Here is a 15,229-nt window from a genome sequence, read left to right on the forward strand (position 1 = left end):
GTCGCTTGGCTGAAAGGCATCAGTAGCTGTGAACCTCCACAGCGCCCCAGGGTTCCTCGATGCACGGTAATTGCATGGTTGGCATCGTTCAGCGGGAGTCGACCAGCTGCTGCAGGGCCGGGCTCAGTTCAACCGGATAGTCGTCGTCGGCCTCCCTGGGGGCGAGGCGCCTTAGCCGGTCAGGCAGCCGGTTCAGGGCCGCTGCGACACGCTCACGTGCCCGGTCGGCATCGGCCATCAGCGCTTCATCGAGCTTGCCGTCGCGTATCAGCGGCACCAGCAGCGGCTCGGCGCCATCGATCCGCTCGTCGCGCCGGGTGATCACGTCGCCGAGGTAGCTGCCGTCTGCGGACGTACGGCGCAACAGCTGCTTGCGCCCCGGCAGGTTGACCTTGCCGGTGGAGTGCTTGACCCGGGGGGTGCCGGCATATTCCACCAGCTTGTAGGAGAGGTCTAGCACAGGAGCATCGGCAGAGACGCCCATCTGGGTGCCGACGCCGAAGGCATCGATAGGGGCGCTCTGATCCAGCAGGGCGGCGATCTTGTGCTCGTCGAGCCCGCTGCTGACAATGATCTTGATGCGCTCGAGGCCGGCTGCATCGAGCAACTGGCGCGAGCCTCGGGCGAGCTCCCCGAGATCGCCGGAATCGAGGCGGATGGCGTCCACCCTCAGCTCGGGCTCCTGGCGCAGCAGTTCGATGACCTGCTTCACGCCGTCCAGGGTGTCGTGGGTGTCCACCAGCAGAGTCGTGCCGGGGAAGTGCCGAGCAAAGGCGTGGAATGCCTCGGTCTCGCTGTCGTGGGCCAGGATGTAGCTATGCGCCATGGTGCCGCTCAGGGGCAGGTCGTGGCGCAATCCGCCGAGCACGTTGCTGGTGCCGGCCAAGCCGGCGGTGCGATAGGCGCGCACCCCACGCAGGGCCGCGTCCACCCCATGCATGCGGCGCAGGCCGAAATCCACTACCGGATGCCCCCGGGCAGCCATCACGACACGCACGGCCTTGGAGGCGAGTACCGTCTCGAGCTGCACCAGGTTCATGATCAGGCTCTCGATCAGCTGGGCTTCGGCAATGGGTGCATCCACCTCCATCAGCGGCTCGTTGGGGAACACCGGTGTGCCCTCGGGCAGGGTCCAGATATCGCCGCTGAAGCGCCACTCGGCGAGCCAGTCGAGAAAGCCCGGCTGGAATCGCCCGGTGGCGGCGAGGCGCTCCAGCATGGCCGATGTGAAGCGCAGCTGGCTGACGAGAGCGGCAGCATGCTGCTGACCGCAGGCAAGCATGAAGCGTCGTGTCGTCGGCAACTTGCGAAAGAACAGGCTGAAGGTGGCCCGTTCGTGCATGGCCTCCTGCCAGTAGGCCTCCAGCATGGTCAACTGGTAGAGATCGGTCAGCAGTAGCAGTTCGCTGTCCTCGACGTGGACGGAAATCGGCTCGCTCATTGACTGACCTCGATGCCGGCGTCCTGGAGTTCACGCTGGCAGCCCTGGCGCGCGTCAGATTCGACGGGTTCGGTAAGGCGAGCGAGCAGGGTCACCCCGAAACCCTCGCGACAGGCCTCCAGGGCAGTGGCCTTGACGCACACATCCATGGCCAGTCCGCAGACAGCCACGCGCTTCACGCCGCGGCCGCGCAAGTAACCGGCCAGGCCGGTGCCATCGAAGGCGGAATAGGCATCGATGTCGAACGCGGTCGCCTTGCTCACCCGGATCGCATCGCCGGGCAGTGCCAACTGGGGATGAAAGGCCGCACCGGGAGTGTCCTGAACGCAGTGCACCGGCCACGGGCCGCCACGGTGATCGAAGCTCGCGTGGTCGATGGGGTGCCAGTCGCGGGAGGCCACCACCAGCGCACCGCCACGTCTTGCCGCCTCGATCTCGGCATTGATGCCGGGCACCAGCGCCGCGCCCCCGGGGATGGCCAGCGCGCCGCCTTCGCAGAAGTCATTTTGCATGTCCACCACCAGCAGGGCCGTGTCCGGTCCGTACTCCATCCTGGTCATGACCTACCTCCAGCAGGGTCGTGTCTCGTCCCTATCAGCGTATGCCCTGGCTCTCTTTTCGTGTAGGTCGGCAGCGCTTCGGCAGAGATACAGGCTGTTACTTTGTACGAAAAGTGACCTAAGTCAAATGCAGCTTCGGTTCTTCGACCAAGGTCTCAAGATGGGGAGAGAAAGACCGAAAAAGGGGCATGGCTTTCACTCGAGCAGGGACCTCAATCCATGACTAATTTCCTTCACCGCATTCCCATGTCGCGCAAGTTCATGCTCGTGCTGGCACTTCCTCTTTGCATCATCGTCTGGCTGGCGACCACCGGGATCCTGGATCGATACAAGCTTGCCAATGACATGATCGAGGTCGATCGCTTCGCCGGGTTGTCGGCACAGCTCGGTGGCCTGATGCATGAACTCCAGGTGGAACGTGGACTATCGGTTGGCTTTCTCGGGAGCCGTGGCGAGACCTTCGGCGAGCGGCTTTCCGCTCAGCGAAGCCGGGTCGACGAGCAGCTTGTCAGCTACCGGACGGCCTGGGACGGCATCGATGCCAGCGGAGATCCGGAAATCGACCGTCGGCGCGAGGAGATCGATGCGATGCTGGCAGAGCTGGGTTCGACCCGCCAAGCGGTGACTGCCTTGGGTATGCGTGATCTCGATGCGCTGGAATACTACACCGATATCAATGCACGGTTGGCCGAAACCGTTGGCAGGCTGAATTCGTTGAGTAACGCCGGTGAATTGGCTCGCAATCTAGCAGCCTACTATGCCCTGCTTGAAATCAAGGAGAGCGCCGGGGTCGAGCGAGCGCTTCTCTCCGGTGCTTTCGGCGCCAACCGCATGTCACCGGACGTGTACTATCGCTTCCTGCGTCTGCTCGGGGAGGAGGAGGCATTCGAGGAGAGCTTTGCCGTCCAGGCTGGAGCCGACCTGTGGGCTCAGTATCTTGCTGCTACGAGTGAGCACGAGGCCTACGGTGAACTCACGATGATGCGCCAGATTGCCATGCGGCAAGGTATAGATGGCGGTTACGGTATTCGGGCAGAGCGCTGGTTCGATGCCCAGACCGACAAGCTGGAGCGGTTGCGGCAACTGGAGCTGGAGCTGGCTGAAGACTTGCAGCAGAGTGCTCGTGCTCTGGCGACCGAAGCTCGCATAGGGCTCTGGACCTTTGCCGGCCTGGCCCTGCTGTCCATCCTGGTTTCCGTTGTACTCTCCGTGTTGCTGGTACGCAATATCGTCGTGCCGCTGAGAAACGCGCTGGATCTGATCCGGACGCGTGATGGCGACCTGACCCAGCGTTTGGCCGAGCCCGGCAGCGACGAGCTCTCGCGGCTCTATGCGGCTTTCAATGAATCCACGGCAAGCATGGAGTCGCTGGTGGCTTCGATCCAGCAGGGGGCGCGTGGCGTTGGCTCGGCCAGCGGTGAAATTGCCCAGGGCAACGAGGACCTGGCCAGCCGTACCGAAGAGCAGTCTGCCTCGCTGGTGGAAACCGCCACCAGCATGGAGCAGATGACATCCACCGTGCGCCAGTCTGCCGACAACGCACGCCAGGCCAGTAGCATGACGCAGCAGGCGGTTGTCCAGGCCGAGCAGGCCAGTGCCGTTGCCGAGGAAGCACGTCGCGCCATGCTGCAGATCTCCGAGGCCAATCGTCAGGTCACGGCGATTATCGAGGCGATCGATGGCATCGCCTTCCAGACCAACCTGCTGGCGCTCAATGCCTCGGTGGAGGCGGCACGGGCCGGCGAGCATGGTCGCGGTTTCGCGGTGGTGGCCGAGGAGGTGCGCAAGCTGGCCAGCCGCAGTGCCGAGGAGGCCGAGCGCATCCGTCAGCTGATCGGGGCAACCACCCAGCGGGTGGAGACGGGCAACGGTCTGGTGGGGCAGACCTCCGATGCCCTGGCGGCGATTGCCCGCGATGTGAAGCAGGCCGCAGCCCTGGTCTCGGAGATATCAATGGCCAGCACCGAGCAATCGTCGGGCATCGAGCAGATCAACCAGGCCGTGGCGCAGTTGGAAGACACCACCCAGCAGAATGCCGCGCTGGTCGAGCAGGTTGCCACCGCCAGCCGCTCGCTGGACGACCAGGCGGGGGAAATGGCCCGTCTGATCACCCGTTTTCGGGTCAGCGTTAGCCTGGGGGAGGCCGAAAATGCGGCGCTGTCAGATGCGTCTCGGTTCGAGTACCGCAGCCTCGAGCGCTTGCCGCAACCGGCGTAAGCCAAGAAGCCGTTGGCAAGGGAGCAGCGGCGGGCCATGGCCCGCCGCTTTCCTTCAGATATCCTCAGGCCTGCGAGTGTTTCAGTAGCCTGCTTCCGGGTCGATGGTGTCGAGAGTCTCTCCCGCCTCGAAGGCGCGGATCGCCTCGGCCACTTGATCGACAGCTTCGCCGAGCGGCGTGGGGCCGGCCATGTGCGGGGTCACCCAGACGCGCGGGTGCCTCCACAGCGGGCTCGATTCGGGCAACGGCTCCTCGGGGAAGGCGTCGAGCAGGGCGCCGCGCAGCCTGCCTTCGCTCTCGCCATTGCCCAGCGCCTCGAGCAGCGCCGCCTCGTCGATCAGGCTTCCGCGACCGGGGTTGATCAGGCTGGCACCCTCGGGCAGGGCGGCCAGTGCCTGGGCGTCGATGATGTGACGTGTCGACTTCGTGCCCGGCAGCAGCAGCACCAGGGTGCGCACCTGACCTAGCAGGTCGTTCAGCCCTTCGTCGCCATGGTGGCAGGTGATGCCTTCGAGCGACTTCGGCGAGCGGCTCCAGCCGTGCACGGGAAACCCATCGGCGGCGACCATGGCGGCCACCTTGGCGCCGATGGCGCCCAGGCCCAGCACGCCCACCGGCCAGTCGCGCTTGTCGGTGACGCTGTGCTCGCGCCACTCACGCTGTGCCTGCTGGCGCCGATAGCGATCGAAGTCGCGCTGGAAGTGCAGTACGCCGTAGCGCACGTAGTCGCCGATCAGTTCGGCCATGCCGGCATCGCGCAGCTTGACGATGGGCACACCCTCGGGCAGCGCCGGGTTGTTGAGCAGGGCGTCGACGCCGGCGCCCAGGTTGACGATGCCGCGGGCGCGGCGTTGCTCACCGAGCAGCGCCTCGGAGGGCTTCCATACCGCCAGGTAGTCGGCGTCCCGGCGCTTGTCGGCGGGGTCATCGGCGGTGACGATCTCGGCCTCGGGCAGACGTTCGGCCAAGGCTTCGCGCCAGGCTTCGATGTCATCGATATGCAGCAGTACGCGCATGTCGGCTCCTGTTGGTTAGCTAGACATTCGATTCAATAGACGATCTGCATCATGGGCGGCGGCGCCTCGTCGAGCAATGCTGCCAGCCGCTTGAGTCCCTCTTCCAGGCGGGAGATGTCCTGCTCGGCGCCGAGGCTGACCCGGATGCGCCGGGGAGGCGGTGTCTGCTCCACTATGAACGGCACTGCGGTGGTGATCGCCAGGCCTTCCTGCTCGGCCTGCTGCTGCAGCTCCTCTGCGCGCCAGGCGTCGGGCAGGGAAACCCACACGTGAAGGCTGGTGGGGCGGGACTCCAGCGTGTGATGACCCAGCAGGCGCCGGGAGAGTTGCTGGCGCTCTGCAAGCAGCTCGCGCTGCTCGGCGGCCAGCGCCTCGGCGGTCCCCTCCGCCAGCCAGCGGTCGGCGATCTCGAAGATCAGCGGCGTGGCCATCCAGGTGGTGGCGCGCATCCGCGGCAACACATGGTGCAGCTGGCCGCGGGGCACGGTGAGGTAACCTGCGCGTAGCCCCGGCACGGTCACCTTGGTCAGGCTGGTGACATGAAAGCTCTGCTGAGGAATGCGCGAGGCGACGGGCTTGAGCCCAGGCGACTCCAGCAAGGCATGAACATCGTCTTCGATCAGCCATATCCGGTGGCGGGCCAGTACCTCGGCAACGGCGTCCCGGCGTGCCTCGCTCATGGTCGCCCCGGTAGGGTTCAACTGCGTCGGGGTCAGGTAGACCGCGCGTGGCTTGAAGCGTTGGCAGGCAAGGTCCAGCGCTTCGGGCACGATGCCTTCGGCGTCGATGGCGATACCGCGTAGCTGAAAGCCCAGCGTGCGCGACAGGGCGATGAGGCCGTGGTCGGTGAGTGCCTCGGTCAGTACCAGGTCGCCGTGCTGTACCACGCTCGAGATTGCCAGCATCAGGCCGTGGGCGGCGCCGTTGCACAGGATGCGGTCGTCCATCTCGCCGGGAACGTGGAGGCGGGACTGCAGCCAGGTGCTGGCCCTTTCGCGTTGGTGGGCCAGCCCGGCAATGGGTCGACAGGCGCCGATCACCTCGGGGCTGGCATGCTCGGCCAGTTCCGCCAGGGTCTGGCGAAAGCGCAGGTGGTGGCCCGGGGGGCATACCGGATGGGCGATGGAAAGGTCTATGAGAGGAGCCTCGTGGCGAAACTCATGACCCCGCAGGTAAGCCGATTCGCGAGCATCGTCCAGTGCGTTGATCCAGGTGCCGCTACCCACTCTGGCCTGGACCAGGCCCATCTTTTCGGCCTGGGCGTAGGCCCGCGACACGGTCTGTACGCTCACTCCCAGGCTCTCGGCCAGTTGCCGATGCGGGGGCAGGCGGGTGCCGGGCAGCAGCTCTCCCTGGCGCACTGCTTCCGACAGGGCGCGGGCGATGGCCAGGTACTTGGGACCCGTCTCGGTAAGGTATGGGGTCAGATCAATTGTCATGATTCAATAAAGCCTTTGACCGCCTGCCAAGGGGGGGTGCTACTATCAGCTTAGCGATATTGACCCGAAATTGTCATGCTTTCAGTCAAATTAGGTCATGACAATTTTGGGCCGGTCCGACACCCCTGACCGCAATGATCGATTGTCCGATGGCCCGGCCCTCTTCCTTGCGGAAGCAGGGCCGGTTCTTGGTGATGCTTTTGGCGAGTGCCCCATGACTCAGGTAAACCTGTCCTTCACTCGTGAGGAATATGCAAGCCGCCTATGGAAGGTGCGGGCCGAAATGGCCGGTCGTGGGATCGATGTGCTGGTGATCAGCGATCCTTCCAACATGGCCTGGCTGACCGGCTACGACGGCTGGTCTTTCTACGTTCACCAGTGTGTGCTGGTGGGGCTCGAGGGGGAGCCGGTGTGGTATGGGCGTCGCATGGATGCCAATGGGGCGCTGCGAACCTGCTGGATCGATCCCGACAACATCACCTATTACCCCGATTACTACGTGCAGAACCCGGACATGCACCCCATGGAGTATCTGGCCCAGTCGATCATGCCCGATCGCGGCTGGCACCAGGGGGTGGTTGGCCTGGAGATGGACAACTATTACTTCTCGGCCAAGGCCTACCAGAGCCTGTTGCGTGAGCTGCCGCATGCCCGCTTCGTGGATGCCAACTCGCTGGTCAACTGGTGCCGCGCCATCAAGTCGCCCCAGGAGATCGCCTACATGCGGGTCGCCGGCAAGATCGTCGAGGGAATGCACTCACGCATTCTCGAGGTGATCGAGCCGGGGCTGCCCAAGAGCAAGCTGGTATCCGAGATCTACCGCGTGGGCATCGAGGGCTGGGTCGACGAGAATGGCAAGGTCTTTGGCGGTGACTACCCCGCCATCGTGCCCATGCTGCCTACCGGCAAGGATGCGGCGGCGCCGCACCTGACCTGGGACGATACGCCTTTTCGTGAAGGCGAGGGCACCTTCTTCGAGATCGCCGGTGTGTTCAAGCGCTACCACGCGCCCATGTCGCGGACCGTGTTCCTGGGCCGCCCCCCCCAGGACTTCGTGCGCGCCGAGTCGGCACTGCTCGAAGGGATCGACAACGGCCTGGCCGTGGCCAAGCCCGGCAATCGTACCGCCGATATCGCCATGGCGCTGGGGGCGGCCATGGACAAGTACGGCTTCGACCGCGGCGGGGCGCGCTGCGGCTACCCCATCGGTATCAGCTATCCGCCCGACTGGGGCGAGCGCACCATGAGCCTGCGTCCCTCCGACGATACCATCCTGGAACCCGGCATGACCTTCCACTTCATGCCGGGCATGTGGCAGGACGACTGGGGCCTCGAGATCACCGAGAGTATCCTGATCACCGAGACTGGCTGCGAGACGCTGGCCAACTTTCCTCGCCAGCTGTTCGTTAAATAAGGAGAGCCAAGATGAGCAAGCGACCCAGTCCTATCAGCGCCACCGTCGACTTCGACGCCGACGGCGTCCAGCACGGTTTCCTCAAGTTGCCGATTTCCACCGACGAGTCGGCCTGGGGGGCAGTGATGATACCGGTCACCGTGGTCAAGAACGGCGAGGGCCCCACGGCCCTGCTCACCGGTGGCAACCATGGCGACGAATACGAGGGCATCACTTCCCTGCTCAAGCTCTCGAACGAGCTGCGCGTCGAGCAGGTCCGCGGCCGGGTGATCATCGTGCCCTGCATGAACCAGCCGGCGGTGATGGCCGGCAAGCGCACCTCAGGCCTCGATGGCGGCAACCTCAACCGCAGCTTTCCCGGCGACCCGGATGGCACCGTGACCGAGAAGATCGCCGACTACTTCACGCGGGTGATGGTGCCGATGTGCGATGTCGTGCTCGACCTGCACTCCGGCGGGCGCACCCTGGATATCATCCCCTTCGGCGCTTCCCACGTGCTCGACGACCCCGAGCAGCAGCGCCAGGCGCTGGAAGGCGCCAAGGCTTTTGGTGCGCCCTACGCCATGATGATGTTCGAGCTCGATGCTTCAGCGCTGTTCGACACTGCGGTGGAGAGCCAGGGCAAGGTCTTCGTTGCCACCGAGCTGGGCGGCGGCGGCACCTCCACCCCTGAAAGCCTGTCCATCACCGAGCGCGGCGTGCGCAACTTCCTGGTTCATTTCGGCCTCGTCGAAGGCAAAGTGGAGATGCCGCAGCAGCCCCAGGTCTATCTCGACATGCCCGATGCCAGCTGCTACGTGCAGAGCGAGCACAGTGGGCTGCTCGAGCTGACCCTGGCACTGGGCGACCGGGTCGAGAAGGGGCAGGTGATCGCCCGGGTCTACGACATGACCCGTAGCGGTGCCACGCCTGTCGAGTACCGTGCCAGCCGCGACGGCATCCTGGCTGCGCGCCGTTTTCCGGCCATGGTCAACATGGGCGATACCATTGCCGTCATTGCCGAAGTCGTGGACTCGCTGGGTTGATGGCCCTTGATCCGCTACTGCCTTGCTTGAAAGACAAGAGACAACAATGAAGCTCGATCGCTATGACCTGAAGATCCTCGAAATACTCACCCGCGACGGCCGCATCACCAAGTCGAAGCTGGCCGAGGCCATCAACCTCTCTGTCAGTCCCTGCTGGGAGCGGGTGCGTCGACTGGAGAAGGCCGGCATCATCGAAGGCTACAGCGCCCGTATCAATCCCCGTGCGCTGGTCAAGCGCACCCCGGTGTGGGTGCAGATCGAGCTCAAGCAGCATAACGCTGAAAGTTTCGCCCGCTTCGAGGCGCTGGTTCATGACACGCCCGAGGTCACCGAGTGCGTGGCGGTCGGCGGTGGAGTCGACTACCTGATGAAGGTCGAGGCTGACTCCGTCGACGCCTACCAGCGCCTCATCGACCAGTGGCTCACCTCGGATGCCGGCATCGAGCGCTACTTCACCTACATCGTGACCAAGACGGTCAAGAAGAAGAGCCCTCAAGTCATGCCCGAGCACCTGGCTTGAATCGCTCTCGATTCGCGCTGAAGGCGGGGCGCCAGAAAAAAGCCACGTTTTCCCCGACAGGACGAAAAAAAACGTATCGGGCACGGCAGCCTTCGAAAAGTCCCTTCAGCGGTTTCCCCTTACCCTACAGGCATCGAGCAGCCGCTGGCTGCTCTCTCGTTTTTCGCCACACTCGGCTCCCCGTGGAGCCGTGGTAAGGGAGGTGCCGCATGAACATGAAGCTGACCCGGACGCTGTCCACCCTGCTCGACGATCCACGCCTGTTCCGCCAGCATGCGTACGTGAACGGCAAGTGGACCCACGGCGAAGGTGGACGCGAAGAGGCGGTATTCGATCCCGCTACCGGTGAGGCCATAGGTCACATTCCCTGGCTCGAGGCGCACCAGATCCGCGAGGCGGTAGACGCCGCCGATGCTGCCTTCGCTCACTGGCGGGCGCTGCGTGCCGATGAGCGCTGCGAGCGGCTGCTGGCCTGGCACGACCTGCTGCAGGAGCACCGCGAAGACCTGGCCACCATCATGACCCTGGAGCAGGGCAAGCCACTGCCCGATGCACGTGGCGAGGTGGAATACGGCGCCAGCTTCGTGCGCTGGTTCGCCGAGGAGGGCAAGCGCACCTTCGGCGAGACCATTCCCAGCCATATCCCCAATGCCGCCCTGGGTACGCTCAAGGAGCCGGTAGGCATCGCTGCGCTGATCACGCCGTGGAACTTCCCCCTGGCAATGATCACGCGCAAGGCGGCCGCCGCGATGGCCGCGGGCTGCACCGTGCTGGTCAAGCCGGCCGGCGAGACGCCATTTTCGGCGCTGGCGCTGGCCGAGCTGGCCGAGCGCGCCGGGATCCCTGGCGGTGTATTCAATGTGGTGCTGGGCGAGCCGGCGGAAGTTTCCAAAATTCTGTGTGCCGAGGAGCGGGTCAAGGCGGTATCCTTCACCGGTTCCACCCGGGTTGGCCGGCTGCTGCTGGAGCAGAGCGCACAGTCGGTGAAGCGGGTGTCGCTGGAGCTGGGCGGCAACGCACCGTTCATCGTCGGCCCAGACATGGACCCCAAGGAGGCGGCCTTCGCCGCTGTGGCGGCCAAGTTCCAGACCGCCGGGCAGGACTGCCTGGCGGCCAATCGCATCCTGGTCCATGAGTCGATCCATGACGAGTTCGTCGAGCACTTCGCCGAGCGCATGGCGGCGCTGACCGTGGGCAATGGCCTCGAAAGCGAAATCGACCTGGGCCCGCTGATCCATCGCCAGGCGGTGGACAAGGCGGCCGCCATCGTCGACGACGCCATTTCCCGCGGCGCGACCCTGGTGGCCGGCGACCAGACCCGGGCGCCGGGAGAAAACTACTTCATGCCAACGCTGCTGACCGGCGTGACGCCCGAAATGAAGGTGTGGCGGGAAGAGAACTTCGCCCCGGTGGCCGGCGTCACCGCCTACCGCGATGACGACCAAGTGATCGAGATGGCCAACGATACCGAGTACGGCCTGGCGGCCTATGTCTACACCCACGACATCCGCCGCATCTGGAAGCTGCTGCGGGCGCTGGAGTACGGCATGGTCAGTGTCAATTCGGTGAAGATGACCGGCCCGCCTGTGCCTTTCGGCGGCGTCAAGCAGTCGGGGCTGGGCCGTGAGGGCGGCATCACCGGGATCGATGAGTATCTCGAGACGAAGTACTACTGCCTGGGGGCTTTGGGGTCTGTATCTGGGAGCTAGCTGCGCTTCGGCCTGGCGTTGTTGAACCGCTGCCGTGAACTGCTCATGGACTAAAGTCCACTCGAGCGCGAGCCCGGTCCGTTTCCCGGCAGCGCTTCGCCTAGCCAGGCCTTTGCTCGCAGAGCTCTTGAGCTTGCCCTGATATATGCGGGCCTTAGGAGTGTACGACCCCAATCGGCATCCGGTTTCGCCCTTGGGCATCGCGAGAGGGCGCATGCCGGCATCAAACTGCGACATATAAATTTGAACAACTCCCCGCTGCGGCGGGGCCTTTTGATATAGAGAGAGCCTAATGAGCCAGCAGCACCGCGACCTGATCGAGCGCGACCGCAAGGTCACCTTTCACGCCTCTACCCACCTGCGCGACTTCGCTCATGGCGACGCACCGGGCCGGGTTATCACCGGTGGTAAGGGCATCCACATCGTCGACAAGGATGGCCGCGAGTTCATCGACGGCTTCGCCGGTCTGTACTGCGTCAACATTGGCTACGGCCGCACCGAGGTGGCCGAGGCGATCTATCAGCAGGCGCTGGAGCTCTCCTACTACCACACCTATGTGGGCCACTCCAACGAGCCGCAGATCGCCCTCTCCGAGAAGATCATCGAGCTCGCCGGCCCCGGCATGTCCAAGGTCTACTACGGCCTGGGCGGCAGTGACGCCAACGAGACCCAGCTCAAGCTCGTGCGCTACTACAACAACGTGCTGGGTCGCCCGCAGAAGAAGAAGGTCATCTCGCGCCAGCGCGGCTACCACGGTTCCGGTCTGGCCACCGGCTCGCTGACCGGCCTCAAGGCGTTCCACGACCAGTTCGACCTGCCGCTGGCCGGCATCCTGCACACCGAGGCGCCGTACTACTACCACCGCGCCGCCGAGCAGGAAGGCATGAGCGAGCGCGAGTTCTCCCACTTCTGCGCGCAGAAGCTGGAAGCGATGATCCTGGCCGAAGGCCCCGACACCGTGGCCGCCTTCATCGGCGAGCCGGTGCTCGGCACCGGCGGCATCGTGCCGCCGCCGGAAGGCTACTGGGAGGCGATCCAGGCGGTGCTGGCCAAGTACGATGTGCTGCTGATCGCCGACGAAGTGGTGTGCGGCTTCGGTCGCATCGGCGCCGATTTCGGCAGCCATTTCTACGGTATCAAGCCCGACCTGATCACCGTCGCCAAGGGGCTGACCAGCGCCTACCAGCCGCTCTCCGGCGTGATCGTTGGCGACCGCGTTTGGCGCGTGCTGGAGCAGGGCACCGGCGAGTACGGCCCCATCGGCCACGGCTGGACCTACTCCGGTCATGCCCTGGGCTGCGCCGCGGCGCTGGCCAACCTGGCGATCATCGAGCGCGAGGGGCTGACCGCCAACGCCGCCGAAACCGGCGCCTACCTGCAGAGCCGCATGCAGGCCGCCTTCGGCGAGCATCCTATCGTCGGCAACGTGCGCGGCGTGGGCATGCTGGCGGCGCTGGAGTTCGCCATCGACCCGGCCAGGCGCACGCATTTCGATGCCGTGCACAAGGTCGGCGCGCGCATCGCCGCGGCGGCGCTGGACGAGAACCTGATCGCCCGGGCCATGCCCCAGGGCGACATCCTCGGCTTTGCGCCGCCGCTGGTAGCAACCCGCGCCGAGGTCGACGAGATCGTCGCCCGGGCCGAGCGCGCGGTGAACAAGGTCACCGACGAGCTGGTGCGCGAAGGCGTGGTCAAGGCCACCATGGCGGTGAGCTGAACGAGCCTGAGCCGAACCAATGGCCGCGGGGATCGAACCCGCGGCCTTTTTCTTGTCCCTTCACGCTAACCTTTTCTAGTCTGGAAAAACCTCATCCCCAAGAGCCGTTGAGTCTGCCACGACATGCCGCAATCCCAGCACGGTGTTTCCCTCGCCTGCATCTACCAGGCCCGCCAGCGCATCGCCGGTCAGGTGCTGCGTACGCCGCTGGTCCATTCCCCTGCCCTGTCGCGGCGCTTCGACGCCGAGATTCTGCTCAAGCTGGAAACCCTTCAGCCCAGCGGGGCCTTCAAGCTGCGCGGTGCCACCAACATGATCGCTGCGCTGATCGAGCGTCACGGTCGCGAAGCCCTGGAAGCCGGCGTGGTCACCGCCTCCACCGGTAACCATGGCCGTGCGGTGGCCTTTGCCGCATCAAGGCTCGGCGTGCCGGCCACCATCTGCCTGTCGTGCCTGGTGCCGGCCAACAAGGTGGCGGCCATCGAGGCGCTAGGCGCCGAGGTAGAACGCGTGGGCGAGAGCCAGGACGAGGCTTTCATCGAGGTCGAGCGGCTGGTGCGTGAGCGCGGCATGACCCTGATTCCGCCCTTCGACGATCCGCTGATCGCGGCCGGGCAGGGCACCCTCGGCCTGGAGCTGATGGAGGACGCGCCGGATCTCGACCGGGTCGTCGTCGGGCTCTCCGGCGGCGGGCTGCTGGGGGGTATCGGTATGGCGGTAAAGGCCATTCGCCCCGAGACCCGTATCACCGGGGTCAGCCTGTCGCGCGGCGCGGCCATGTGGCAGAGCCTGCAGGCCGGGCGTCCCGTGGCGGTGGAGGAGGTGGGGAGCCTGGCCGACTCGCTGGGCGGAGGCATCGGCCTCGACAATCGCTGCACGTTCGGTCTGGTGCGCGAGGTGATGGACGACCACTTCCAGGTCTCGGAAACCTCCATCGCCCAGGCCATGGTCGACATCCTCGAGCACGAGAAGCTGCTGGTGGAGGGCGCTGCTGCGGTAGGGCTCGCGGCACTGGCCGAGCACGGGCTCGAGGTGCGTGGCCAGCGGGTAGCGCTGGTCCTTTCCGGCAACGGCGTGGCGCTGGAGACGCTGGACAAGGCTCGCCAGCTAGCCAATCGCTGAGGCCTTTGCACGTGTTCAAGGAGGAGAGATGAAGCTCTATCGACGTGACGACATCGAAGCGGTGGTGGGGATCGACGACGAGGCGCTGCGCCAGGTGGAGGCGGGCTTCGCCGCGCTGGGCCGCGGCGAGGTGGTGCAGCCGCCGATCCTGTCGATGGCCATGGAGGAGTTCAACAGCGAAGTCGACGTCAAGATCGCCCACATCAAGGGCTGGCAGCGCTACGCCATCAAGGTCAGCAGCGGCGCCTTCGACAATCCCAGGCGCGGCCTGCCGAGCCTGAGCGGACTGATGATGCTGTTCTCCGCCGAGACAGGGCAGGTCGAGGCGGTGCTGTTCGACGAGGGCTATCTGACCATGGTGCGCACCGCCCTGGCCGGGGCCATCGCCGCCAGGCACCTGTCGCGCGAGGACAGTCGCCGGGTCGGGGTGATCGGCGCCGGCGAGCAGGCCCAGCGGCAGGTCGAGGCGCTGCGTCTGGTGCGCAACGTGGATATTCTCGATGTCTGGGCGCGCCGTCGCGAAGCCGCCGAGGCTTATGCCGAGCGCATGCGCAGCCAGGGGTTGACCGTGACCGTGCGCGACAGCATCCACGCTGCCTGCGCCCAGGCCGATATCATCATTACGGCGACGCCCTCACGGGAGCCGCTGCTGCATGCCAGCGATCTGCCCGAGGGCGTGCACGTCACCGCCATGGGCTCGGACAGCCCCGGCAAACGTGAACTCGACGAGTCGGTGCTGACCCGTGCCGACGCCTTCGTCTGCGATACCCGCGGCCAGAGCGAGCACAACGGCGAGCTCAAGGTCTTTGCCGGCCAGGGGCGCGAGGTGCCGTTCACGGTGCATGAGCTGGGACGAGTGATCGAACGAGGTGATCGGCTGCGCAATGCCGAGGCGGCCATCACCCTGTGCGACCTGACCGGCACCGGCGTGCAGGATACCGCCATCGCCGCCTTCGCTCTGTCTCGGCTGGCGAGGTAAGCGGCAGGGCGTTCCGCTGGCACGCCTTGAGCCCGGGCGTACCTGCCCCCATCCTTGGTGGTGTGGCGA

General features: G+C 65.4%; 12 protein-coding genes. 8 read left to right on the top strand and 4 right to left on the bottom strand.

From position 1 onward, the window contains the following. Nucleotides 1-88: 88 nt before the first annotated feature. Nucleotides 89-1,441, bottom strand: a complete 1,353-nt coding sequence (locus H1D44_RS05500) for a nicotinate phosphoribosyltransferase (protein WP_181513834.1) — start codon at nucleotides 1,439-1,441, stop codon at nucleotides 89-91. Further along, complete coding sequence (locus tag H1D44_RS05505; RefSeq protein WP_181513835.1) at nucleotides 1,438-2,001, bottom strand: nicotinamidase; 564 nt, start codon at nucleotides 1,999-2,001, stop codon at nucleotides 1,438-1,440. The genes H1D44_RS05500 and H1D44_RS05505 overlap by 4 nt, the downstream gene beginning before the upstream one ends. 219 nt (nucleotides 2,002-2,220) lie before the next feature. Here H1D44_RS05505 and H1D44_RS05510 point away from each other — a divergent pair, with 219 nt between their 5' ends. After that, nucleotides 2,221-4,218, top strand: a complete 1,998-nt coding sequence (locus H1D44_RS05510) for a methyl-accepting chemotaxis protein (protein ID WP_238984369.1) — start codon at nucleotides 2,221-2,223, stop codon at nucleotides 4,216-4,218. A gap of 81 nt (nucleotides 4,219-4,299) precedes the next feature. Here the strand turns inward: H1D44_RS05510 and H1D44_RS05515 are convergent, their stop codons facing one another. After that, on the bottom strand, nucleotides 4,300-5,235 hold the full coding sequence (locus H1D44_RS05515) for a 2-hydroxyacid dehydrogenase (protein WP_181513836.1): 936 nt from the start codon (nucleotides 5,233-5,235) through the stop codon (nucleotides 4,300-4,302). Nucleotides 5,236-5,267: 32 nt separating this feature from the next. Next, complete coding sequence (gene ehuR, locus H1D44_RS05520) at nucleotides 5,268-6,674, bottom strand: MocR-like ectoine utilization transcription factor EhuR (protein ID WP_181513837.1); 1,407 nt, start codon at nucleotides 6,672-6,674, stop codon at nucleotides 5,268-5,270. A gap of 214 nt (nucleotides 6,675-6,888) precedes the next feature. On the opposite strand from ehuR, the gene doeA reads away from it, so the two are divergent. From doeA to H1D44_RS05555, 7 genes are all read left to right on the top strand, one after another. Next, nucleotides 6,889-8,088, top strand: coding sequence for an ectoine hydrolase DoeA (doeA, locus tag H1D44_RS05525; RefSeq protein WP_181513838.1), 1,200 nt, complete (start codon nucleotides 6,889-6,891; stop codon nucleotides 8,086-8,088). Nucleotides 8,089-8,099: 11 nt separating this feature from the next. Beyond that, nucleotides 8,100-9,113, top strand: a complete 1,014-nt coding sequence (gene doeB / locus H1D44_RS05530; protein WP_181513839.1) for a N(2)-acetyl-L-2,4-diaminobutanoate deacetylase DoeB — start codon at nucleotides 8,100-8,102, stop codon at nucleotides 9,111-9,113. Between the two features lie 46 nt (nucleotides 9,114-9,159). Beyond that, on the top strand, nucleotides 9,160-9,633 hold the full coding sequence (locus H1D44_RS05535; RefSeq protein WP_181513840.1) for an Lrp/AsnC family transcriptional regulator: 474 nt from the start codon (nucleotides 9,160-9,162) through the stop codon (nucleotides 9,631-9,633). Nucleotides 9,634-9,842: 209 nt separating this feature from the next. Then, nucleotides 9,843-11,342 (top strand): NAD-dependent succinate-semialdehyde dehydrogenase, encoded by a 1,500-nt coding sequence (locus H1D44_RS05540; protein WP_181513841.1) that lies wholly within the window; start codon nucleotides 9,843-9,845, stop codon nucleotides 11,340-11,342. A gap of 292 nt (nucleotides 11,343-11,634) precedes the next feature. Beyond that, nucleotides 11,635-13,059, top strand: coding sequence for an aminotransferase (locus H1D44_RS05545; protein ID WP_181513842.1), 1,425 nt, complete (start codon nucleotides 11,635-11,637; stop codon nucleotides 13,057-13,059). Between the two features lie 123 nt (nucleotides 13,060-13,182). After that, nucleotides 13,183-14,181: a hydroxyectoine utilization dehydratase EutB gene (eutB, locus tag H1D44_RS05550; protein WP_181513843.1), complete on the top strand. Its 999-nt coding sequence runs from the start codon at nucleotides 13,183-13,185 to the stop codon at nucleotides 14,179-14,181. Between the two features lie 28 nt (nucleotides 14,182-14,209). Beyond that, nucleotides 14,210-15,160 carry a cyclodeaminase gene (locus H1D44_RS05555; protein ID WP_181513844.1) on the top strand — a complete coding sequence of 317 codons (951 nt, stop codon included), beginning with the start codon at nucleotides 14,210-14,212 and terminating at the stop codon, nucleotides 15,158-15,160. Nucleotides 15,161-15,229 lie beyond the last annotated feature (69 nt).

The organism is Billgrantia kenyensis (assembly GCF_013697085.1).
Taxonomy (GTDB): Bacteria; Pseudomonadota; Gammaproteobacteria; order Pseudomonadales; family Halomonadaceae; genus Halomonas; species Halomonas kenyensis.

Excerpts from the sequence above, each read along its gene's own strand:
- H1D44_RS05505 (WP_181513835.1), bottom strand. The coding sequence starts at position 2,001 with ATGACCAGGATGGAGTACGGACCGGACACGGCCCTGCTGGTGGTGGAC.
- H1D44_RS05515 (WP_181513836.1), bottom strand. The coding sequence starts at position 5,235 with ATGCGCGTACTGCTGCATATCGATGACATCGAAGCCTGGCGCGAAGCC.
- H1D44_RS05535 (WP_181513840.1), top strand. The coding sequence starts at position 9,160 with ATGAAGCTCGATCGCTATGACCTGAAGATCCTCGAAATACTCACCCGC.
- H1D44_RS05500 (WP_181513834.1), bottom strand. The coding sequence starts at position 1,441 with ATGAGCGAGCCGATTTCCGTCCACGTCGAGGACAGCGAACTGCTACTG.
- H1D44_RS05545 (WP_181513842.1), top strand. The coding sequence starts at position 11,635 with ATGAGCCAGCAGCACCGCGACCTGATCGAGCGCGACCGCAAGGTCACC.
- doeA (WP_181513838.1), top strand. The coding sequence starts at position 6,889 with ATGACTCAGGTAAACCTGTCCTTCACTCGTGAGGAATATGCAAGCCGC.
- doeB (WP_181513839.1), top strand. The coding sequence starts at position 8,100 with ATGAGCAAGCGACCCAGTCCTATCAGCGCCACCGTCGACTTCGACGCC.
- H1D44_RS05540 (WP_181513841.1), top strand. The coding sequence starts at position 9,843 with ATGAACATGAAGCTGACCCGGACGCTGTCCACCCTGCTCGACGATCCA.
- eutB (WP_181513843.1), top strand. The coding sequence starts at position 13,183 with ATGCCGCAATCCCAGCACGGTGTTTCCCTCGCCTGCATCTACCAGGCC.
- H1D44_RS05555 (WP_181513844.1), top strand. The coding sequence starts at position 14,210 with ATGAAGCTCTATCGACGTGACGACATCGAAGCGGTGGTGGGGATCGAC.
- ehuR (WP_181513837.1), bottom strand. The coding sequence starts at position 6,674 with ATGACAATTGATCTGACCCCATACCTTACCGAGACGGGTCCCAAGTAC.
- H1D44_RS05510 (WP_238984369.1), top strand. The coding sequence starts at position 2,221 with ATGACTAATTTCCTTCACCGCATTCCCATGTCGCGCAAGTTCATGCTC.